Origin of the sequence: Paenibacillus silagei (assembly GCF_017874735.1) — a bacterium.
In the GTDB taxonomy this organism is placed as follows: domain Bacteria; phylum Bacillota; class Bacilli; order Paenibacillales; family Paenibacillaceae; genus Paenibacillus_AQ; species Paenibacillus_AQ silagei.
In genome coordinates, this window is record NZ_JAGGLV010000007.1 from 224,359 (window position 1) to 247,804 (window position 23,446).

The 23,446-nt window shown below is 53.2% G+C and carries 16 protein-coding genes; 5 read left to right on the forward strand and 11 right to left on the reverse strand.

From position 1 onward, the window contains the following. Positions 1–91: 91 nt before the first annotated feature. The 4 genes from J2Z70_RS13020 to J2Z70_RS13035 form a co-directional block, all read right to left on the reverse strand. Positions 92–1,771 (reverse strand): ABC transporter substrate-binding protein, encoded by a 1,680-nt coding sequence (locus J2Z70_RS13020; protein WP_209873429.1) that lies wholly within the window; start codon positions 1,769–1,771, stop codon positions 92–94. 119 nt (positions 1,772–1,890) lie between these two features. Then, entirely contained in the window at positions 1,891–3,633 is a 1,743-nt protein-coding gene (locus J2Z70_RS13025) for a sensor histidine kinase (RefSeq protein ID WP_209873432.1), read from the reverse strand. 18 nt (positions 3,634–3,651) lie between these two features. After that, positions 3,652–5,205, reverse strand: a complete 1,554-nt coding sequence (locus J2Z70_RS13030) for a response regulator transcription factor (RefSeq protein WP_342593014.1) — start codon at positions 5,203–5,205, stop codon at positions 3,652–3,654. A gap of 221 nt (positions 5,206–5,426) precedes the next feature. Continuing rightward, complete coding sequence (locus tag J2Z70_RS13035; protein ID WP_209873438.1) at positions 5,427–6,308, reverse strand: hypothetical protein; 882 nt, start codon at positions 6,306–6,308, stop codon at positions 5,427–5,429. 185 nt (positions 6,309–6,493) lie between these two features. Here J2Z70_RS13035 and J2Z70_RS13040 point away from each other — a divergent pair, with 185 nt between their 5' ends. The 3 genes from J2Z70_RS13040 to J2Z70_RS13050 all read left to right on the forward strand — a co-directional run bounded on the left by J2Z70_RS13040 (position 6,494) and on the right by J2Z70_RS13050 (position 9,101). Next, positions 6,494–7,171 (forward strand): response regulator transcription factor, encoded by a 678-nt coding sequence (locus J2Z70_RS13040; RefSeq protein ID WP_036728999.1) that lies wholly within the window; start codon positions 6,494–6,496, stop codon positions 7,169–7,171. After that, positions 7,161–8,546, forward strand: coding sequence for a sensor histidine kinase (locus tag J2Z70_RS13045; protein ID WP_209873441.1), 1,386 nt, complete (start codon positions 7,161–7,163; stop codon positions 8,544–8,546). The genes J2Z70_RS13040 and J2Z70_RS13045 overlap by 11 nt, the downstream gene beginning before the upstream one ends. A 312-nt stretch (positions 8,547–8,858) precedes the next feature. Further along, entirely contained in the window at positions 8,859–9,101 is a 243-nt protein-coding gene (locus J2Z70_RS13050) for a hypothetical protein (RefSeq protein ID WP_245368194.1), read from the forward strand. Between the two features lie 117 nt (positions 9,102–9,218). On the opposite strand, the gene J2Z70_RS13055 is transcribed toward J2Z70_RS13050, so the two are convergent. Continuing rightward, the gene (locus J2Z70_RS13055) at positions 9,219–10,118 is read right to left on the reverse strand and encodes an SUMF1/EgtB/PvdO family nonheme iron enzyme (protein WP_209873446.1); all 900 of its coding nucleotides are present in this window, start codon (positions 10,116–10,118) and stop codon (positions 9,219–9,221) included. A 205-nt stretch (positions 10,119–10,323) separates the two neighbouring features. Here J2Z70_RS13055 and J2Z70_RS13060 point away from each other — a divergent pair, with 205 nt between their 5' ends. Next, positions 10,324–11,592: a hypothetical protein gene (locus J2Z70_RS13060; RefSeq protein WP_209873448.1), complete on the forward strand. Its 1,269-nt coding sequence runs from the start codon at positions 10,324–10,326 to the stop codon at positions 11,590–11,592. 81 nt (positions 11,593–11,673) lie between these two features. Here J2Z70_RS13060 and J2Z70_RS13065 read toward each other — a convergent pair whose 3' ends face one another. The 6 genes from J2Z70_RS13065 to J2Z70_RS13090 all read right to left on the reverse strand — a co-directional run bounded on the left by J2Z70_RS13065 (position 11,674) and on the right by J2Z70_RS13090 (position 19,598). Further along, complete coding sequence (locus tag J2Z70_RS13065) at positions 11,674–13,734, reverse strand: methyl-accepting chemotaxis protein (protein WP_209873450.1); 2,061 nt, start codon at positions 13,732–13,734, stop codon at positions 11,674–11,676. Between the two features lie 229 nt (positions 13,735–13,963). After that, positions 13,964–14,731 (reverse strand): (2Fe-2S)-binding protein, encoded by a 768-nt coding sequence (locus J2Z70_RS13070; RefSeq protein WP_209873451.1) that lies wholly within the window; start codon positions 14,729–14,731, stop codon positions 13,964–13,966. A gap of 13 nt (positions 14,732–14,744) precedes the next feature. Then, positions 14,745–15,674 carry an ABC transporter substrate-binding protein gene (locus J2Z70_RS13075; protein WP_209873454.1) on the reverse strand — a complete coding sequence of 310 codons (930 nt, stop codon included), beginning with the start codon at positions 15,672–15,674 and terminating at the stop codon, positions 14,745–14,747. Positions 15,675–15,827: 153 nt separating this feature from the next. Further along, on the reverse strand, positions 15,828–17,474 hold the full coding sequence (locus J2Z70_RS13080) for an AraC family transcriptional regulator (RefSeq protein ID WP_209873457.1): 1,647 nt from the start codon (positions 17,472–17,474) through the stop codon (positions 15,828–15,830). Positions 17,475–17,492: 18 nt separating this feature from the next. After that, positions 17,493–18,731, reverse strand: a complete 1,239-nt coding sequence (locus tag J2Z70_RS13085) for a hypothetical protein (protein WP_209873460.1) — start codon at positions 18,729–18,731, stop codon at positions 17,493–17,495. A 102-nt stretch (positions 18,732–18,833) separates the two neighbouring features. Continuing rightward, positions 18,834–19,598, reverse strand: a complete 765-nt coding sequence (locus J2Z70_RS13090) for an ATP-binding protein (protein WP_209873463.1) — start codon at positions 19,596–19,598, stop codon at positions 18,834–18,836. A 143-nt stretch (positions 19,599–19,741) separates the two neighbouring features. On the opposite strand from J2Z70_RS13090, the gene J2Z70_RS13095 reads away from it, so the two are divergent. Next, the gene (locus tag J2Z70_RS13095) at positions 19,742–23,356 is read left to right on the forward strand and encodes an S-layer homology domain-containing protein (protein WP_209873466.1); all 3,615 of its coding nucleotides are present in this window, start codon (positions 19,742–19,744) and stop codon (positions 23,354–23,356) included. The last annotated feature ends 90 nt before the right edge of the window (positions 23,357–23,446 follow it).

The following is a 23,446-nucleotide window of genomic DNA, read 5'->3' on the forward strand; positions in this document are numbered from 1 at the left end:
TATTCTCTCTTTGCTAACAAGTGTAGAAGGGAAAAGTGAAGGCAGGCTTCACTTTTCCCGGTTCATCATGCTGCAGCTGGGAAGCGGAGGCTTACCATTTGCCGTCGATGCGGTCCTTGATCTTGTTAGTCATGAATTCTTCGTAGCCCTTAGCATCGAGCTTGTTGTATTCGGCCAGGTATTCACTCCAGACCTTTTCAAATTGGCCAGGGGCAGCAAGCACCATACGAGGATAGTATTTCTGCTGCAAATCGCCGGCTCTCTGGCTGAAGAGCTGTTCTGGGGAGCCAGGCTCTTTCTCAATACTCCAGGCAGGGTACCAAGGACGTTCTACTGGCTCAGCATAGAAGTCGGAGAAGGTCTTCAGGTTGTATTTCTCCAGCAGTGTTTTGTCGCCCTCTGTGTAGTTGATAGCGGCAACTTCAGGCTGGTTGAACGGAACATGGGCGTTGCCGTCATCATATACGGAATTGTCGCCATAACGCGGCCATTCATAATCGAAATAAGCGAAGCCGAATTTACGTTTGAAATCATTGTCGTTGCGGTTGGTCAGCTGTTCTTCGCTCATCACCATACGGCCTTCAGCGTTCTTAGTGTAAGTTTCACCTTCAATGCCCCACTCGACAAGCTTTTGGTTCTCATCGGTCAGCAGGTTGTCAAAATATTTGATGATGCGGACCGGATCTTTTGCGCTGACAGAGATACCCAGCCCGCGGTTGTTCACGAAGGACGGAGGATCAACATAAGCATCTTTAATGCCTTCGTCAAAGACGATAGGAAGGGCAACGTAACGCAGATCGTCATTACCGGCGGATCTTAGATTGTTCGTGGCGTCGTTGATCTGCCAGGAATAGTTGACATATCCGAGTACACGGCCGGAGGTCAGCTTCGCCAGATACTGGTCTTTGTTCGCTGTGAATGTCTCAGGGTCAACGAGACCCTTGCCGTTCATTTCGTTCAATTTGGCCAGCCAGCGCTTCTCATCTTCGGTTCCCTGATACAGCTTGGCTTCATGAGACTCCATGTCCACCAGGACGCCGCCTTCATTCGGATAACCGGCCAGATGCATTGGCTGGTTGGTGATGGTGAAGAATTCACCGGCTGTACCGGCGAAGGTAGCGAAGCCGATGGTGTCTTTACCATCCACCTTAGGGTACTTAGCCTGGTATTTCTCAATCAGGTCAAAGTACTGGTCAAGCGTTTTCACTTCCGGGTAACCGAATTCCTTAAGGACGCGTCTCTGCATCCAGAAGGTGCTGCTAGGGTCCGGCGGCGATAAGTATCCGTTTACATTTGCAGTGAAGGGAAGGATATAGATATTGCCGTCTTCATTAGTGATTTTGTTCATGTAGTCGCCGTAGACACGCTTGATATTAGGGCCATACTTCTCAATCAGATCATTAAGCGGAATGTATGCACCGGCATCGAGCAGCTTGGCCAGCTCGCCGACTGGAGAGATGACATCCGGATAGTCGCCTCCGGCAATCATAACACCGGACTTGGTGCTTCCGTCGCCAACCACGTATTCCATTTTCCAGTCTACACCTGTCTGTTCCTGAAGCTTCTTACCGATGGTGGTATCACTGGCCATGGTATCCTTGTTGGCCCCGAAGCCGAAGTAAGTGAACGTTACCGGCTCAGTGCTTACCTCGCCGTCGTTGCCGCTGGCACTGTTCTTGTTCCCGTTGTTACCGCCCGAGCAGCCGGCAATGAGGAGGGCCGAAGCCATAACAGCAGCCAGTCCGGTTTGCAACCATTTCTTTGTACGCATTTCATATCCCCTTTCTTTTCTTTGTGCTTTAGAACAACCTAAGTATAAAAGAAAGCGTTTAACTTTGTTACAGGTCAAACCTTAGATCAGTCTTTGAATAATTAAGGTATACCCTATATTTATTTATTCTCCAGGGGCAGACGCAGCAAAATGCGGGTTCCCGCTCCGGGCTCGCTCGTAATGGAGAAGGTGAACGATTCCCCGTAGGTGATCCTCAGCCGGGTGATTACATTCTTCATCCCGATTGAATCCCCCATGGCGGACTCATCGTCCAGATAATGCGTAAGCTCACTGATTTTCGCCTGGTCCATGCCCACGCCGTTATCTGCAATGACGAAGACAATCTGCCCGTTCTCCTGGGCAATCTGGATATTGATATACCCGATGCCGGCTATATTCTCAATTCCGTGGATACTGGCGTTCTCCACATAGGGAAGGAAGGCCATCTTCGGAATTTCAATGTTCAGCAGCGACTGGTCCACCTCGATGTGATATTCAAGCTTGTTATCGAAGCGGTATTTCTGAATCTCCAGGAAGCTCTCGATTAATTCAAGCTCCTCGCGGATCGTAACGAAGCTGCTCTTCCACATGATTGATTTGCGGAAAATCTTCGCCATGTTCTGAATTGTCCGCGCCGTCTGGGTCTCACCCTTCATCATACTGCGCATCCGGATCGTCTCCAGCGCATTGAACAGGAAGTGAGGATTGATCTGGCTGTGCAGCGCATGCAGTTGCGCCTGCCGCTGCCGGAGTTCAAGCTCCTTCTTCTGTATCTCGGCAACATATACATCATTGATCAGGTTCTCGATCCGTTTACTCATCCGGTTGAACTCGACGGTAAGCTCACCGATCTCATCCCGCTCCAGGTGGTAGGGGATCAGTCCGAAGTTTTTGTCTTTTACAGACTTCATATGCTTCAGGATATTCTTGATCCGCGTGTGGATCGAACGGGACATGATCATAATTACAATGGTGGGAACCAGGAAGTTAATGCCGGCAAACCACAGGATAAATTGCCCGGATTGTCTGACATCTGACAAAATAAGGGTCTCATCCAGGACGCCGTAAATCGACCAGCCGCTTAGGTAACGGTTATTCTGGTAAGTCTTGTCGATCACAATCGCCTGCTTTGGCTTGGGAATCTCAGTTGGGGTCAGGGTGTGCGCCGCAGTAATCAGCCCGCTGGGCTGACCGCTGGAGAGACGGCCGAAGCGGGCCTGGCCCGACGGGTCGAGAATATAGAAATCACCGCTGAAGCTGGAAAGATCCAGAATCTGCCGGATATAGTTCATGTTCAGGTCAATTTTCAGGACATGCTCATACGTCTCCAGCCTGCGGTCAGTGAGCCGCTGGATCACGCTGATGCTGTCGGGCGTCACATAGAGATGGGGGTGTGTGTTGCTGAATTGGCTGATCTCTTTATACCAGTCCTGCTGGCGCATACTGTCCTCCAGCTTAATGATATGGGCTGAGGCCAGAACGGTTGGATTGTCGGTCATAATCACCGAGGAGCTCAGCACCTTGTTCTCTTTGTCAGTCCGGTTGAACAGATTCGATATGGCGTTCAGCGACTCCACATAGCGGTCCGTTGAAGCATAGGTGGTATTCAGATGCTGGATCAGCTGCCGGTCAATGGAGTAGAGGTAGGATATGCCTGCTGCATCTTCAATTACGGTCCTCAGCTCAGCCTGCAGCAGATTCATCGCCTGCTCGGCATCTGCGGTCTTCTGATTCTTGATATTGGCGGTGGTCACCTGATAGAACATTACATTGGTCAGGATGATCGGAATGAACACGCATACAATGTAGATGACAATCAGCTTGCTTCTAAGCTTCATATGATTCAGACGGAAGTTGAACACGGCAGGGAGCCTCCTTATTTACTGCCCAATCATCATATTGCGATAATCAGTCGGCGTCATATTCTCAAGCTTTTCAAACTGGGTGGCAAAATAATCCGCATTCTGGAAGCCGACCAGCTCCGCGATTTCGTACATCCGTTTCTTGGTCTGCCGCAGCAGGCGCTTGGCCTCCTCAATCCGCAGGGTCAGCAGGTATTCATTGAAATACACACCGTAGGTTTTGCGGAATAACTGTCCAAGATAGACCGGATTCATATCGAAATCGGCGGCAATGCCCTTGAGGTAGATATTTTCACGGTAATGCCCGTCGATGTATTTTTTGATTTTTTCAATATTGCCTTCGCTCTTGCCGCCGCGCTTCTCTGCGATATATTCTGCGGCTTCGGCGATAAACTGCTGGAATACCTGCTTCAGCTGCTTCAAATTACGGTATTTCAGCGGCCAGTTGAGCAGCTCGGTCATCCATTGCAGTTCGTTCTCGTCACCTTCAAGCTGCCGGATAATGTTGATGATGGCAATCATGCTGCGCCGGATCGTGTTCGTCACCGCCCCGGGGGCGAAGTGGCGCTCCTGGAACATGGTGAAAATAGCATCCACAGTTGAGCTGTAACCCTTGTTGTCATTGGCTTCGACCTCGTAAATCAGCTTGCTGTGCAATCCTTCATCGATATCGAAATAGTATAAGGGCAGCTCCAGCAGCTCGTCCGCCATATAAATGCCCTCGAAGCCGGCGGCAAAACGGTACTGGAGGCATTGCTCCGCACTGGCCCCGGAGGCTACAATCTGATTGAGATGGCTTACCTTCCGGCCAACGAACAAAGCGATGCTTGTTCCAAGCTCCCGCTCCAGTGTATCCAGCATCGTACGGTAGCCTCCCCACGGGGAAGGATGGGGTTCATCCACCCACTGGCCGGGCAAGATCATCCCGTATTGATTGTTCGTGCGTACATGAAGAAGCAGAGTCTGAGCCTCTTGGCGGAAATAACGCAGCAGAGAGTTCTTCAGGGCAGGCAGATAATCGACTTCTCCGGCAGGAAGCTGATCCTGCATTTCTGCGATGAGGTACGTATAGGAAGAGGTGAGAGGCAGCTCCAGCGCATAGGCGATCCGTCCCATGACCTGATCATCGGGCTGCGTCTGCAGCAGGCTTTCGATGACCGTCTCGACCAAGGGCTTCTCCCGGGTGATGGAGAGGAGCTGCTTTTTGTTCAGCATATGGGCGATTTTGCCAAGCGCAACCGTAAGCTCCTGTTCGTCAACCGGCTTGAGGATATAATCCGACACATTGTACCGGAAGGCTTGCTGGGCATAGGAGAAGTCGGCATATCCGCTCAAAATAATAAAAATCGGCTCCTGCACAAGCTCCGTCTTCACTTTCTTGATCAGTCCCAGACCGTCAAGCACGGGCATACGGATATCGGCAATTACCAGCTCCGGGTTCAATTGTTCAATCAGGGTAAGCGCTTGCTCCCCATTCTCGGCTTCACCGCAAATCTCGAATTGCGGCGAGCATTCGCTCAGAATCCGGATCAAGCCCTTCCGCACAAAAACTTCATCATCTACAATCAGCACCTTATACAATGGACTTCCTCCTTGGGGTTATTCTGGATTGCTTGGTCTTGTTCCATCCTCGGTCAAGTCGCAGTGTGATCATTATAAGCTAATTCCCTGACAGAATTCGAGTGGAAACGACTTTTTATTCTAGCACCTGCTGGAAAATCCTTTCAACACGAAGAGCCTGCATCGTTAGACACAGGCTCTCCGGTATTGTATTTTCCGCTTAATCTCCGGACTTATTTGTCATTCAGCCGGAGATGCGGGGGCTGGGGATGCACATGCTGTACCAGATCAGCAGCCCGGGTCTGTACATTCGCCAGTTCAGCTGAATATTCATCCGCCCACAATTCTCCTCTGGCCAGGCGTTCCTTCAAATCCTGGGTGAGGGCAACGGCGACCAGATCCATCAGCTTCTGCGTACTGGTTGCGCTTGTGCCTGCCAGTTCGGCAAGGGATTGTCCGCTGCCGAGACCGGAGGCAAGCTGACTGGTGCTGGTGCCCAGCAGTCCGGCGAGTTCCGAGCGGTCAAGACTTTCCAGCCCAGGCCCGAGCGGCGGCAATTCAGCCGTATCTGCCGGTGCTGAACCGGGCATCGGCGGCTTCGGCCGGGTCTGGTTCAGCAGGGACGCCGCACGCTTGGAGACTTCACTGAGGCGGCTCTTATACACGCTCTCGGTGATACGTCCATCCTTATATTCCTGACTGAGTCTGGCCTCTATTGCATTTGCGGCGAGCTGGAGCAGCTTCTGAGAGTCCACGTTCTGCTGCTTGGCAATTGCGCTAAGCGAGCTTCCCGATTCAAGCGCTGTGCGCAGCCCGCTGGCCGACAGGCCAAGCGCGGCCAGCAGGTCGCTGGTCTCGATGCCGCCGAGACCAGGACCGCCTAAGCCGGGGCCATCGGGTGGTCCGGCTGGCGGGCTAAGCTGCTCTGTACCGGCAGGCGGAAGGCCAGCTTCAGGAGCCGGAAGCAGCGGGGCTGGACTCGAAACGCTAGTAGCCGATGGGGAAGAGGCGGCGAAGGCGCTCAGCCCGCCAGTACTTAGGAGGAGTGCTGCCGTCAAGGTGCCTGCAAGCAGCTTGCTTGCTTTTGGAGTGAATAGATTACGTGGTGAAGTCATCGTAGAATCATCCTTTCCCGCTAGGGGTAATGTATGGCTTGCGACTTACTCTATACTCCCAGTGTGAAAATACGGAGAAAGGGCAACTGCATTGTTTTCACCAGATTTTCACTGGGATGTGGTATCTTGATATATTGAGAAATGTACAGGACACAAGCACCTGATGAGAGGAAGGGGAGGACCCCATGAAGATCTTGCTCGCGGAAGATGATACCCGGCTGGGTGAACTGATCGTACATATGATTAAGAAGAAAGCGGCATACACCGTTGAATGGGTCACTTCCGGGGATGAGGCGTATGATCTCGCCAGTGTCTCCGGCTATGATGTGCTGGTGCTGGACTGGATGCTGCCGGAGCGGGATGGCCGGGAGGTGTGCCGTCAGCTGCGTCAGGATGGATATCCCGGGGCTATCCTGATGCTGACGGCCAGGGATTCGCTGGAGGACCGGATTCGCGGACTCGATGCGGGTGCGGATGATTATCTGGTCAAGCCGTTCGAAATTGATGAATTGCTGGCCCGGCTCCGGGCCTTGGGCCGACGGACCTTCCTCCCGCTGGAGAATGACACATGCCGGATCGGAGAGCTGGTGCTGGACCGGAACAGCCACCGGATTGCGGCAGGGATGCAGGAAGTTCAGCTTACGCCCAGAGAGTATCAGCTCCTGGATCTGCTCCTGAAGAACCAGGGCACGGTGCTTGCCCGCGAGGTGATCCTGGACCGGATCTGGGGGATGGAATCTGAGGTTACGCTCAAGACCATCGATGCCACGGTCAAGCTGCTCCGTAAGAAGCTGGCACTCTTGGACGGAGAACAGCAGCACATTCACAGCATCCGGGGAGTGGGGTATAGCTTTGAAATTTAGTGTTTTTCGTTCCGGAGCCAGCCGCTCCGGCAATGACTTGTTCGCACGCACCCAAAAGCGCCTTACCTGGCGGTACAGTGCGGTGATGAGCGTATTTCTGCTATTGTCCTTCCTTATCATCTATCTGCTTCTGCATCTTCTGATCTGGAATAACCAGAAGGAGCGGCTTAATTCTCTGCTGGATGCCGAGGTGAAGCAGCTGCAAGGACCTATGTTCGATGAACTGCTGCAAGGGAAGGACCATGGGCCGGGGAATCAGGAATTTACGCTCAGTGCGGATCAGTCATTCTACGTGATCTTGAATACGGAGGGCGGTCTGCTGGGCAGCGGCGAGATTCAGCCGGGACTTAAGGAGCAAGTGCTGAAGCTGGCAGATTCCGGGGCGGCCAAGACAGCGAAGGGACTTGCGATAGTGGAGCTGGTGCAGGGGTCAGGCCTGCTGCATAAGGGGAATGATCCCAAGGACAGCACGAAGGCTGCTTATCTGCTCGGCAGCCGGGTCTTCGAGCGTAAGGGGCAGCCTGCGGGCATCCTGTATGCCGGTAAAGATGTTACCTTCCAGCAGCAGTTATTCCGCTGGCTTCTCGGCGTATTGGCCGCCATCGCAGCAGCATTCATCCTGCTGGCCGCCGTCTTCAGCCGGGTGATGTCGCGGCAGGCGATGGTGCCGGTCCGCGAGGCGTATGACCGGCAAAAGCACTTCGCGGCGGACGCCTCGCATGAGCTCCGCACGCCTCTGAGCGTGATGCTGTCCTCCATCGAGACGCTGAAGCTGGAGGACAGCATCAATGAACAGGCGTTCACCCGTCATGTGGTGGACGGGATGTATTCGGAGGTCCAGCGGATGACCGCGCTGACCCGTGACCTGCTCCTGCTGGCCCGCAGTGATGCCGGGCTGCTGGAGCAGGTCCTCCGGCGCTTCGACCTCGCGCCGGTCCTGGCCCTTACGCTCTCCGGCCTGGGCGTGCTGGCCGAAGCGAAGCAGATCCGGCTTACCCTCGAAGCTCCGGCGGAGCTTCCGGTGAAGCAGGATCAGGAGAAGCTGGTGCAGCTCATGGTCATTCTGCTGGAGAATGCCATCAAGTTCACACCCGCAGGCGGCCGCGTCATTCTGCGGGCTGCGCTCATTCAGAAGAACAGCAGCACGTGGCTGGCGCTGGAGGTGCAGGATACAGGCGTGGGTATTCCTGCGGAAGACCTGAGCCGGATCTTCGAGCGCTTCTACCGCCCTGACCAGTCGCGTTCGCGGGAGGCCGGGGGCCACGGGCTGGGGCTTGCCATTGCCAAGGAACTGGTAGACACGCTTGGCGGCAGCATACGGGCTGAGAACTGCCCTGGCGGAGGCAGCGTGTTCCGTGTGGAGTTGCGGAGCTGAAGCGGTAGTACGGACACGAACAGAATGTATGCGGAAAACCGAACACATTTCGACTTTTAGGCGAATTCTGCTTAATATCTTGCCGTATATGGGAGCATCTGTCCGAACATCTGCGAACCTGCCTGCTGAGTCAGCCTCTTCTGCGCTGAGCGCAGCTCACCCGATGTAAGTCCGGATGCTCCGCATTGGGTGAGCCGGGTCTTTCCCGTATAATAGTAGACGTTACGCCTGATGTGACATCAGAGCTTCACCCTGGCGTATGAACTCTAGCTTCAGGAAGGGAATGAAGAAACGTTGACTTATACGAAACTGTTGGAACGAAGAGGCGAAATTCTCAAGCGAACCGTGGAAACCTGGATCATGAAAGAGAATCGTGACGGACTGGACCGTCAAGAAGCCCATATCTACAGGAATATGGTCAAAGAGCTTCATCAGAACGAGCAGGAACTGAATGTGGCACGTGTGGAGGAACTGGATAAGAGCACGGATTCGGACACAGAAGGAGCAGCTTCAACAGCTTCAGTCCAGAGAGAGCTTGTATCGCAGGGTGTGTGAAACCGATAGCCTATGAAGCTGTCTCACTAAATAATATTACAATGGAAAAAGCCGCCCGGCTTCGCTTGATGCGAAGGAAGGGCGGCTTTTGGATGTCTTATACTAATGTTCGTAATCCTACAACCTCACAACCCGCCGATACACCAGGCAATCCAGCAGATCCTCCCATGTAAGCTCGCTCTCATAAGGATCGCGGAAAGCGGTCGCCGTTGGGAGATACCCTAGAGCAACACCGTGGCCGCCGTGCAGATTGCAGCCGCCGTCGCCGCCTTTGCCAGTTATGCCGTCCGGCGTGAGGACCAGCTCCTTTTTGTAAGGATCGCCGGGGAAGCATAGGCCGAACGCATTCGGCAGCTCCAGCGGATACGGGTCCTCAGCATTAGCCACACTTGAACCGGGCACATGTCTGAGCCGCATGGTTTCGTCAATCTCGTCGCCCCACGGGAACAGCGTTCGTGCACCTGCGCCGTACAGATACTCCCATTCGTCCTCAGTCGGCAGGGTGAAGCCCTCCGGCAGCTCCGACTCGCACCATTCTTCGAACGATTCGCTGTCGTCGAACAGGAACACTACGATCTGTTCCCCGTCCCGTTCGAGCCGGAAATACTGGGAGTACTCATAGCTGGTGTGCGGCCCCTGACGGAACTCTTCGATAGCTTCGAGCACATCCTCATCTTCTTCCGGGCCCAGCCGGTCCAGCGGACATTCGTACCAGCCTGCCGAAGCAGGCTGGCGCTGCACGAGCAATGGCCCGATCACAGCTTCGCGGACGGGAGACATCTCGGCATACATATGTACCTCTGAGCGGCCCAGGGTCACCGTGTCGCCCGGCACGTACACGTATTCACTGCCCTCATATACGAAGACACCCGTTTCTATGGACTGGCCGTAACGTTCGAACCTCTCTAACCGCAGCCACTTGAAGCCAGCTGGCAGCTGTTTAAGCACTCCCTGCATCGCGTGCCTTTTCTCATCAACCGTTAATTGCCCCCATGCGGCACGTTTCCATGCTTCCATGTCATACTCTCCTCCCGGGAATTGGCATTGTCAGCCTGTTTACTGTCATTGTAATGGACAGCCCGAGTTACTGGCAAACGCGCCGGGAATGCGGCCGGACACACCGGTTAGATAGCATCCATTTATAACCTGTCCTTATTGTCTAGGTGGTCATATAATAATTCAGGTTGGAACATTAATACATAGTAAAAGAGGGATAGGAGTTATGAATTCAAAACGATTGAAATTTTTCACCGCAGGCTTTGCGCTATTACTGGCGGCACAGGTACTGCTTCCTGGACGCTCATCGGCGGCAAAAGTCATGGAACAGCTCCCGAAGCCGGAATGGAGCTATACGCTGCCGGATGGCATTACCTTCTGGGGCACTATAGACACCTTACAGAGTAAGAATCGGATGTTCATTCCGCTGGTCAAGACCGTAACCGTATCCCCTTCCAAGACGAAGTCTTCGGGCATGTTGTACGCATCCATTGACCGCATTAACGGTTCTGCCAACTGGGTATATGACTATTCGGACATGGCCAACGACAAGCCGTTTACTGCTAATGGTTTTTATTCTGCCAGTAACGGCTACAGCTATTTCTATAAAATGTGGGGCGGCAAACCCTATGATCTTACCGTTGTTGATCCGAACGGCAAACGGAAATGGACCAAAACCATAACCGGGTCCTACTCGCCGGTGGTGTTGGATAACGGAAATATTGTGATTCGAACCTTGGTTAGCGGCAATGGAGCTTCTCGTGGTATTACCGAGTACAGTCAGGACGGGAAGCAGGTACGCAAGCTTAAGCTGACCGGCAAATGGGCCTCAGGGGTGATTGATGTGCTGCCGAACGGCTATGTGGTACATAAGGAGCTGGATACAAACAGAGTCAGCGTATACCGGAGTCTGGATGCTCTGACGAAACCGCTGGCTGCCTACACCGCTCCCAAAGCAGTTAAATATCCTGATTTCCAGGTGTATCCGCTTCGCGGCGGTTCGTTCCTGATTAAGATGAGCAGTAGCGATACCTGGCTGTTATTCGGCTATGACGCTAACGGCACCAAGAAGTGGGTGCGTCCTGTGAACAAGATGGATCGGATCAATACGACCGGCAACAACTATCTGATCCAGAGCGACAACGTCTACAAATTGTACAGCAAAGACAACCAATTACTCGGCAAGCAGCAGATCGGTGAAGCCGGGGACCGCGAATGGTACTGCCGGATAACACCATCGGGCGAGATTACGGTCGAGAAGCAGTACCAATGGCAGGAGCGTCCGGCTGTTGTTGATCCTGAGACCTTTGAGGGGGATATTGCCAAGGAGGATTTCTATGTGCTGGACCCGGCGAACCTGCAGATCAAATATCATCTCTCCACAAGCTGGCACGACTACGAAACCGGGCATAATTACATTTATGCGGGAGATGGGGAGCTGTACATTACGCGGAGCTATGCGCCTAAGACGATTACCAAGTACATGTTAAAATAGCACCGAACCAGGCTTAGACCTCCGCATGACAAAAAGATCGCCAAGTGAATCTCTTACTTGGCGATCTTTTTGCATACCCCGTTACTCCAGCTTGAACTGCCGCAGTTCTTCCTCCAGCCTCTGTGAGATTTCGCTCAGCTCTCTGGACAGTTCAGCTACCTGCTCAATACTGCCGAGCTGCTCCTGTGTATTGGCACTTACCTCTTCAGTGGAGGCAGAATTCTCCTCGGTCGTCGAAGATATGACCTCAATCGCCTGCAGAATCTCATCCTTGTGCTTGTGGACAATCGAGGTGTTATTGCTGATCTGCAGCATCCGTACCTTCAGCTCCTCCAGGTCACTGTTCAAGCTGAAGAAGACCTGCTTCGCATTCTCGACAGATTTGGCATTCTCCTCCGCAATCGTAAGGCCAAGAGTAGTGTGTTCTACGGATAGGCTTGTTTTTTCCTCAATGGCGCTGACCTTCTTGTAGATTTCTTCAGTAGCCCGGGCTGTTTGCTCGGCAAGCTTACGCACCTCACCAGCTACCACCGCGAAGCCTCTGCCATGTTCACCTGCCCGTGCCGCTTCAATGGAAGCATTAAGGGCGAGCAGATTGGTCTGTGTCGCTATTTGATTCACTGTGCCTACGATACCCGAAATCTCATGACGGCTCAGATCAATATCCTCAATGAGCGATGACATCGCTTGTGTAGATCTGTGATTGTCTTCTGCAGCTTTGGAGAGTTGCTCCACCAAGTCAAGACCGGAACTGCTGAGCTCTGCTGAGGTCTGTACCATGGTTCCTACAGTCTGGGCATCACTGGTGATTTCGTCAATTTGATCGGATAATGCACCGGTTTTGTGGAGAATGCTCTCGGATTCAGCGGACTGGTAGTTGGTAGCATTCGCAATTTCATTAATGGCCGTAGCCGTTTCGTTCATGGTTATCGCGGTTTTGGTAGAGATGGCTTGCAGGTTCTGGGAGGATTGGGTCAGCACCTGAGTCGTATTATGGATCACCTGAATCATGCCCTGAATCTTCTGGACCATGCCCGCAATGCCATGAGCAATCTGTCCGATTTCATTGCGAGAGGCATCATTGAGCTGAACCGTCAGGTCTCCGTCTGCAATCCGTTGGATAGCGGCCAGCAGTTTTGGAATGGAGCGTAACAGGTAGCGCAGTGTGAGATAACAGATGAACACCAGGACCAAAGCGGCAACAGCAAAACCGGTGATGGTCGTCCGGGTGAAGGACGTCAGCTCGCTAAGCGCCTCTTGCCGGGTAATGGTTAAGCCTACAGACCATCCGGTATCCTTGCTGGTGGCATAGCCGATATAACGGGGGTTGCCATTATCATCAATGAGCGATACGCCGGATTCGCCGTTAATCATTTTTTTGCCGATTGCCCCGAGATCGCCCGGACTCTCTGTAATTTTCTCCTTCAGTACTTTGGCCTTATCCGGGTGATAGAGAATGTCGCCTGAGCGGGTAGCCAGAATGGAGAACCCGGTGCTTCCCAAGGAATAGCTCTGCATGATTTGCGGGATGTCATCGAAGGCAATATCTGCGGCAATGAAGCCGATCATTTGGCTGCTCTCATTCAGAATCGGATAGAAAATGCCCATCAGCATTTTGCCGCTAATGACGTCGGCGTAAGGTTCAGAATAGTAGAGACCCTTGGATTCGGATACAGGCTTGAAGTAGGGGCGGGCGCGGATATCAAAGTCCGATTTAGAGGTCAGACCGTCATTTTGGAGGAAATATCCCTTCCCGGATAACCCGGCCACCCAGGCATCGGCGAAGGAGGGCTCAGACTTTACAATGTCCGCCAGTGTGGCGAGTGCTTCTGCGGCGTGGGGGGAAGTGGTGATTTGATCTGCTGTTGTGCTCTCAATATATTTTTGGAAAATCGAGTTGGTGGACATTTGTTTGACCAGTGAGCCCTTCTCCTTGAACAGAGCATCGAACTGGCTGACAATTCCCTGCGTTTTGGTCATCAGCATCGACTCTTGCTGGCTTATTAGAATGCTTCGGGTGCTGGAATAGAAGAAGGTACCCAGAATCGAGAAGACGACAAGAATAATGACTAGCAGCACAATGGCCAATGTGTTGGCAATGCTGGTGGAACGGACTGGCCGTTTTTGAATTAGCTGTGACATAGGTCATCTCCCGGATATGTATTAGAGCGAAAGCTCTTAAATAATATGTCGGAATATGGCGGATATTCTTGTAGAGTGAAGTATGTTAATTTGCATAAAAAACCCGGATGGGAAAATATCCCGGTCCGGTAGCCGCTTGAAGGGTGGCAGACATTGATTTGAGTTGAATAGGGTGTAGCCTTCTGGCTGCTTGTAGCTCCATTCCGGCTCGGGCAGCAGAGTTCTCAGCTTATAATTCTCCGGGTACTGCGGGAAGGATAGGACAACTGCTACAGTAGGAATGATCCGCTCTGAGCTTATAGGCCAGACAGCAGGTAGCCTTAACAGATATCGTATCATGCGGAGGGTGGGGGTCCGTCCGGAACTTGGGGGTAACGCGAAACGGATTGCTGCGAAGTCCGAATACCTCCGGCGTCAGCTCCCAGTGTGCAGCTTGGAATTGCCCGTGGATCTGGGTGCGGCTGCACTCACTGGGAGCGTCAAGACCATCCTCTTCGATAAAAGTATACAACTGATTATAGACATGCTTCCACAGCATCACCGCTTTGGTCTGTGAAGCCTCGGCAAGCGCGTCAATAACCGGTCTGACAACACTGCTGTAGAACATGCCGAGCTCGCCGGATAATTCTTTTCCATCTCCATCCTGGTCATAGGTCCCGTTCCCCTGATCGTGGATAAAAAAGGCGAATTCGGGGTAGCCCTCCGTGCGAATGAGCTGCACAGACAGGTTATTCAGTCGCAAGGCATGAGCCAGCGGGTCTGCGGCTGTGAGCAGTGCGTATTTGACTCCGCAGATCCCGGCGATCCATGTGCAGAAGATGGCTGCCGCTATACGTTTATCCTCAGTCCCAAGCATGGAAGCATAAGTGGTAAGCAGATGCTCAGCATGTGCGGGCATACATAATTCGGTCAGTCGTAAAGTAACCACTGCGTTCTCAATAGCTTCGGGGGAGATGAAGTAACGTTCAGCCCCCTGGAGCTCGCCAGTGTTGCCCATCTGAAGTCCCCCTTTATTTGGAGTTGCCTTCAAAGGCCTGAAGCACCGCATCCACCGCATAACGGTTAGCCAGAGGAGACATCCCCAGGTTGAACCAATCCTTGCCGGCCATGGTGTAGACCTGGTTCTTTTTGACCGCCGTCATGTTCTTCCATAATGGACTCTTCAGCAGATCCTCATAGGTTTTCTTCACCCCGGCATCGTCCTCGTTATTCAACTGAAGGAAGATGTGATCGGGATTATACTCCGGCAGCTTCTCCAGCGAGATGGATAAGGAAGGATCTTTAGTCGGGAAATTCGGGATCATCTCCAGCCCAAGCGTAGTGTGAAGGAATTTTCCGCGGTCAATTTGATCCCCGTAAAGAACGAAGCTGCCCGGCATGACCATCATGTACATCACCGTTTCATTACCCACCAGATCATCCAGCTTCTGCTTGGCTTCTGCCTCCTGAGCCTCCAGATCCTTAATTACCTTCTCTGCAAGCTCCGTCTTGCCGAGTACCCCGGCGATATCCTTCAGCTCATCCCGCCAGTCATCGCGCTGCGGCAGCAGAACCGTCGGAGCGATCCCCGACAACTGGTCATAATCCTTAGCCGACCACCATGTAGGGGCGAGGATCAGATCAGGATTGGCAGAGAGAATCATTTCAAAATTCGGAGTTTGGGCTATACCCATCTTCAGCGTATCCTTGAAGGGCTCCTCTAGATAAGTCGGGAACTCCTCCTGGTAGTTCTGTACAGCAACGGGCGTAACCCCCAGGGCCTGCAGGAATTCCGGGTAGACCACAGACAATCCAATCACTCTGGCCGGGTGGGCGGGGATTTTGATCTCGCCTTTCTCACTGCCTACTACCCGGGAATCTGCTTCAGCGTCTGCGGCCACCTTGGCCTGTTCACTGTTGTTGGAGCAAGCCGTCATGACCAATGTTAATACTATCGCCATGCAGAACACCATTCTTTGTCTCATCTGTCGCATATCTTCACTAACCTCCTGAGTATCAATACCTGTCTTCCCACCTGAGAGTGAGAATCAATATCACTGTTAGGAGTATAAAACAATCCGTGCGATTCGACTATTGACTATCACGCCAATATTTCATGTCCGATTACGCCAGAGTGTCAGCGCGGAGTCAAGAACCAGCTCTTGGGTGAACGAGTTATACTCTGTCCAAGGGTAGGAAGGGAGGTGCCCGATACGCGAAAACCCTGCGGGATCAGGGGGCAGCAAGGACTCTCTGTCCCGGAACGCAGACCAGACGGCCTGCGAAGCCGCATCCTCATCCACAATGAACAGCAGCTTGTCCGCATCTGCCGACCACAACTCCTCCGGGGTTATTGTCTGATTGCTCAGCCTACGGTCCACAATGGACGCCTGAATGAAATGCAGATCATCATAGAATACCTCAGCTAAGCTTCCCGTAGATAGCACGGTAATGGACTGCCCGGATATGCGGGCAAGGAGCAGCTTGTTCATGGCTGGTTCTTGACCCAATTGTGCCCGGATGCTCTTGGCCTTGCGCTCATAGTTGTTCAGCCAAGCTGCTGCTTCCGGCGCCCTGCCCACGCATTCTCCAATGAAGTGTAATTGCGTGCGCCAATCCGTCTGAAGCGAAGACACAAGGAACGTGGGCGCAATTTCCTGGAGCTGCGGAAGCATCCTCCGGCTTACCGATGTCTCCAGCCCGAGAATGTAATCAGGACGAAGAACGGTAAGCTGCTCTAGCCGTAGAGTATCCTCCCGGGCAAGCGGCAGAACCGCATCTGTCTCATATTTACGGCGGTAATATTCTGTCCAGGGATGGTCAGCCGGTGCGGCGCAGGGAATAATATTCAGCGTAAGCAACGCCCCAATGAGGCTGCCGTGACAAACTGCGATTTTGAGCTTGGCATTGCGCATGAAGGTGGCCGGAGCTACACCGGTAATTTGCTTGAACTTGCGCCGGAAGTAAGGAACATCCTTGTAACCGACATAAGCGGCGATATCCTTTAATTCATAATTCGAATGCGGAAGCATAAGACTTCTTGCTTGTCTGATCCGGTATTCGGTCAGGTATTCGATGGCACTAAGACCATATTTGTGCTTGAACAGCCGGATGAAATGCCTTACGCTAATGCCTGCCTCGCCCGCCAGCAGGGTGATCGAAAGCTCTTCACGGTAATGCTGCTCTATATAGGCCTTGACCCGTTCCATAATCGTATCGGTATCGTCTGGCTTGGACTGCCTGGCATCGCTGAGCAGACTGTACAGCAGCTCATAGAATCTGCTCTGGGCAAGCAGCTGCTGTAAGGGGTCTGTACTGCCAAGGGAAGCGGTGATAGCCTCACAGTGTTTGCTGTATGTAACAGTTGAAGACATCCCTGTTTCTCCTTCCAGGGAGAAGGGAAGCTGGGGCTCCGTTGAGCTTATCCGGCCCGGTTGTACAGGCAGATTCCGCTGGCTAAATACATCAAACCGCAAAATGTATATATTCGGTTCGTCTGAACCGTCCAGGCAGGCTTCGATTAATTGCCCCGGCAGGCAGACAAAGGCAGCTCCCGCTCTGAGTTCGCCATACTTGCCGTCCACAGTGATCCAGCCCCGGCCCGAAACTGGAATCAGGAGCAGATGCGATTCAAGGAATTGCAGTCGGAGTGAACACCCTCCCGTGAGACTGCTGTTCTGCTCGCTGCTCCGAAGCCTGAACCACATCTGATCAAGCTGTCCGAAGGCTCCCGCAGGAGGATTTCCGTTGTTGTTATTCATTCTTCGCACCCCCTTCCGCTATCTGTCACCATGCAGATCAATATCCCTCAGCACCCTTGTGAGTACATGCCCCAGGTGGATAAATGCCAGCCTGGAGTGACGGTAGAATGTAGTGCGGCTCATATGAAAAGCTTCGGCAAGCTGTGATTTCCGGTAGTTCTTTTGCAAATAACTCTCTCTCAGTAAGCTTTGCTCCAGCTCTGTGAGCGGATAAGGCGGCTGCTTATCCGTCAGGATATGCTGTACCTGCTGACGTACATACTCTCCGGCAAGCCCAAGCCGCTGCACCAAAGGTATCTCTTCCAGCAGGGCATCCTTATACAAATGCTGAACAATCTGCTTGACATCCTTCCAGTCCAGAGACTGCGGCTCTTCCGCAAGGACTGCTTCTGGGGCTTGCACAGCCAGCTGAAATACCCGCTGTACCCACACCTCAAATGTCACCTGGCGGAAATCGAGGTCCCACACAATCAGCCCTGTTGGAGCAGCCTGCTTAGGTCTTGACTGTATCTGTTCCTGAAAGCCCAAAAGCGGTAATAGCAGGTTTAACTGGTTGTCCGCTGTCGCGACAATGGTGCGCAAGCCCCCGGAAGTGTACACCAGCCACGACTGGAGCAGCATGGCACCCAGCTCTTCCGGCTGGTAGTAGGGCTGCTCTGTGTCTACCGCTGCCAGCAGAATGAACAGTGTATCCGCAGCTTCGGCGGGCAGGCTGTAGAGAGACCCGGCCAATTCTCCCAGCAGTTCCCTATGGGCTGGCGCGTAACGGTCGAGCAGAGGCAGCGTAAGTGCATGCAGGCGCAGGCCTGCCGAGAATCCCAGCGGAATCCCGCTGCTGTTACACAGGACTACAATGCTGCCTGGATCCTGCGCTGCAATATCCTCCAGCAGCGCATGATGCTCACCGGCTGCAATCAGCTCCGACTGCCAGTCCGATCGGGCCAGCGATGCCTCAAGAAAACGGTGCAGATAAGGAAGATCCCCCGGCTCATATTCCCGCTGCCGTTCCTGTGTCCTTACGGCTGAGAAATCTGTATATGTGCCGGCAATCGGCAGCTGCTCGCGGTACAGCTCCAGCACATGGGCGGCAATCTGCATTTGCTGAAGTGTATTGGACGCGGGGAACACCCCGGTGAGCAGCTCAAGCGTTCTGGACCGCATCCGGTGATATTGTCCTGGGTCCCGCCGCTGGTAGTCTTCCCGCAGCATCCGCGATACGAGCTGGTGCAGGCATAATCCGTTCATGCTGGTACGCACACAAGACAATCGGCTCAGCTCCGCATATTCCGAGGCCGACAGGGGATGGGCCAGCAATTGGTTCAGGATTGTCTGGTCTGCCGCAGGAAGAAGAGATAAGAGCTACAGAGCCTCATACATAAAGGGGGAGGAGGCTTCCTTCAGCAGCTCTGCACTGAGTATCCCCGGAAGCTGATATTCGCGTTCCTGTCTCTCCGGCTCCTGGCGGAGCAGCATATCCAGCGTAAGCGCCAGCAGCAGGGGGTGGCCTCCGGTCTTCTGAACGATATCAACCTGAAGGACTGGTGAGAGTCCGCTGTCTTGCAGATATTCATAGATCTCCTCACGGGAGAACAACTCCAGAGGATAGGAATGAATCCGCTTGGACCAAAGGGGATGACTATGCCATTTCGTCGGCAGACCGCGGCGGGAGGCCAGAATGAGCAGACATTCAGCTTCGGCCAGCCTGGGCAGCAGACTGGCCAGCAGCCAGCTTTCAAGATAATCTATATGCTCACAGTTATCTATAATCATTACGGTACGCTGGCGGGTTAACTCCCGTACCGCATAAGTCAGCATCGTCTCGTCTGTTGCCCGTGTCAGGCCGTATTCTATCTCCAGACTCATCTCCAGACAGGACAGAAAAGCACCTGGAGTCTGCAGGCATATTTGTCCGTCCATCCATAATGTACGCGTGGAGGTACGGCGGGCTCCGGCGTTCAGTTCTGTGAGCAGGGTGGTTTTGCCGATGCCGCCAATACCCGTGACGGAGAAAATTTGCGAACCGGCATCGGGTGCAGCAAGCCATTGGAATAAGGCGTTCTTTTCCCGGCTGAAGCCGACGATCCGCTGAGCAGAGATTTTGCTGTTAGCCGAAGAGAGGTTCATGCTGCACACTACTTTCTATTCAAATTTGAAACAAAAACGGGACCTTTCGATTCAATTCATATATTATACTATTTTTTGATCCGCAGCTTCGGCAGAATTGCAGATGCTGAACCATTATTATCGTAGCCAAAGGGGAGACTGTAATGAAAAAATACCTGACTATAACGGCAGCCTTGCTGGTTATTGTGATGCTCGTAGGACAGCTTGGACTGTATTCCTTAGTGGTCCATGCTGATTCTGGCTCCGATGAAGCGGGTGGCATCCCGCCTGTTACAGACGGATGGGCGGAGGTGTCCACCAGAGAGCAGCTTATGTATCTTAATCAGAATCAGGAGAATTACTTGAGTGCACATATCCGCCTAATGAAGAATATTGACTTATCCGGGGTGGATTGGGTTCCGCTAGGCGGGAATGCTTATGCTGCGTTCAGCGGAATTTTTGATGGACAAGGTCATACGATTAGTGGTGTTGAGGTAACCGGTAACAGCGGCACTAATACCGGCTTCTTTGGCCAATCTACCGGTGCGATCCGAAATCTCGGTCTGGATGTCAATATAAGCGGCGGCTCCATGGTTGGTGGTCTGGTGGGGCATCAAAGCGGGGGAAGTATTGAAAGGGTCTATACGCAAGGGAGTGTTAAAAGCGGAACCGATGGCAGGGTAACCGCTGCCGGAGGTATAGCTGGTGCGATTGTTAATACCAGCCTGAAAATGTCATCCTCCAGTGCCTCAGTCACTGTTGCCAACTCCCCCAATATGTATGCCGGTGGACTTGTGGGTTCTCAGGGGTATGGATCTGTAGAAGATTCTTATTCGACTGGCGAGATAAGCAACGAGCCCCCCGATTACTTTGTGTTCACGAGCGGGATCACAAGCTACCAATTTCATAATACAATAAAAAACACCTATGCCGCAGGACACCTCTCTACTTCGAATGCTGCAACCTATACCCGGAGAGGCGGCATTGGAGCTTTTGGATTTGAGACTACTATTGAGCATTCTTTTTTTGACACGACGACAACAGGAATTCCTGCCAGTGGAATCAATACTAGTGGAGCGGATTTATTCACAAGCAGCACAATAGATATTAAGGCACTGACTACTGTGGAGATGAAGAAGCAGAGCAGCTATGCAGGATGGGATTTCAATCATACCTGGAACATTCATGATAATGTTAACAACGGTTATCCCTACCTGCGTCCTGCCGTATTGACGGAGGAGCTTCCCGGGGGAATCAAGGGGCAGCCTTATTCCGTAGACTTGTCAGCCTTCGACGGCGCACATATTGGTCTCAATTGGAGTGCCTCCGGCCTTCCGCAAGGACTCAGTGTCAGCACCCGTGGAGAGCTGCGGGGTACGCCCGCAGAGGCCGGCACCTTCAATATTCGTCTGCAAGTAACGGATACGGGCTTGGCCACCGCTTCACGTGATCTTCAGCTTGTTGTCAGTCAGCATGCTCCTGAAATCGGTATACTTGCGATTCATCCGGGCCTGGTGGTAGGCTCCACGGCAATAACGGCTGAGCCGAACCGGTCCGGCGACAGTTTCGCTTATGTTCTGGAGGGGAACGTGATGTCACCGCCGCTGCTTGACAGTGCCCTGCCGGTGGATGCGGTAGATTATATTCCGGACACGGATATCCCTGCTGTCCTTGCCGGACAATATCTCGATCTGTATGAGGTCAATGAGGACCGGCTGATCCAGGCATGGCACCAGTTCAGAATAGAAGACGGTCATATCCGTACTTTCATTCCGGTCAGTGGTGTTAGCCTGAATGCCTCCCGGCTAACCTTGAGGGTCGGCGAGCCCTCTGTCCGGCTGCAGGCAACCGTTCTGCCTGAAGACGCAACGAATCCGGATATCACCTGGAGCTCAAGTAACACGGAGGTAGTAACCGTAGACCAGAACGGGCAGGTGGAGCCTGTCGCTGCTGGCGAAGCGACGATTACCATTACTTCTGTGCAAAATGCCTTGACGGCGCAGACAGAGATCACGGTGCTTCCCGCCACTGTCCAGACAGGGACGATTACCGGTTCAGTCTATGGTACGGGGGATTTACCGCTGGCGGGAGCCATTGTATCCATAGACAGATTCAGTGCCGTTACCGGCAGTGAGGGAGTATACAGGCTGGAAGAGATTCCTGCCGGCGTATATACACTCCAATTGTCTGCACAGGGTTATGCGCCTATGGAGCAGCTAGTGAATGTGAATGCAGGACAAACGGCAGATGCAGGCCGCATTCATCTAACTTTGCTGGCAACGCCGACACCGGTGCCAACGGAAACACCGACGCCGACACCGACAGCAACGGCCACGCCGACACCAACGCCAACGGCGACACCGACAGCAACGCCGACAGTGACACCTACGGCAACGCCTACAGCGACACCTACGGCAACGCCTACAGCGACACCTACGGCAACGCCGACAGTGGTGCCAACGGCAACGCCGACAGCAACACCGATGCGAACACCGACAGCGACACCTACGGCAACGCCGACGGCAACTCAGGAGCCCTCGATTGTGCACGAAGCAATTGTCGTTTCGAGCCCGCCTAATCCTGGCGTTGTTCTGATCCGGCTTACTGCTAATGATCAGGAGCTTCTGGCGAAAGCAACGCTTGAAGCCATGGATGATGGCCGGTCGGCGCTCCGGGTCAGGCTTGATGATGCTTTTATAGTCCAGGCGTTTGCTTCAGACAAGGAAGCTGTGATCAAGCTCGAGAACAGCAGGGATATTGCATTTGTTGATGTATCGCTTTCCGTTCTGAGGGAGGTGTTACAACAACGGCCGGGCGCTTCGTTAACCATTGAAGTAAATGGAATCGGCTTCGAGCTGCGGCTTGACCCGTTAGCTCAGTGGCCTGACAGCAAGATCATTACAGTCGGAATGGGCACAGCCGCATCTGCAACCAGCGGCAGCTTCAGGGCAGCTTCTATTAAAAAGGGCTATAAGCTGCTCGGCAGTCCTGTAGACTTCACGCTTGATATCGATGGTGTCCAGGCAGAGAGCTATAGTCCTCTGTACACCAGACATATCCTTCCTCTTGCCTCACCAGCCAATCCGGGGACAACAACTGTGGTATGGGTGGATAATGACCAGGAGCTTCATTATGTACCTGCCGTGTTTGACGTTGAAGGGCAGGCGGGCCGGGCTATAGTCTACACGCCGCTTAACCGTGCATATGCGCTCGTTACGTCCGGACATTTCTTTGCGGATTCGGCTGGACATTGGGCACAGGCTGACATTGAACTGCTTGCCAATAAGCTGATTGTTGAAGGGAGAAGCAGCGTTTCCTTTGCCCCTTCGCAACAGGTTACGCGCGGTGAGTTTGCAGCAATGCTTGTGCGTTCCCTTGGACTTCATGCCCGCCCATCGGCAGGTCCGTTCGCAGATATCCCGGCAGAAGCCTGGTATGCCGAATCCATCGGCATGATCCAGACCGCAGGAATCATGGACGGCTTCGAGAAGGGTTTATTCAGACCGGAGGATTATATTACGCGGGAGCAGATGGCTGTAGTTATGGCCCGGGCGCTGAACTTCTCAGGCAAGCTGCCCCAATCGTCCGGAACTGAAGTGTTCTCCGACCAGAACAGCATTGCAGCATGGGCATCTGAATCTGTGGTCCTGCTGTCGCAAGCCGGACTTATCCATGGGGACCCCGCAGGCGATTTCAACCCTAAGGAGCCGGCAACCCGCGCAGAGAGCGCAGTAATGATTAGGCGGCTGCTGCAATATCTGCAATGGATTAATAGCTGAGCCTTACATTGAAGCTTATAGTTAGTCTGTAACAAGCCTGTTCCTGCGGATGAAAGCAGGAACAGGCTTGTTTGGTGATCCGCTCCCAAC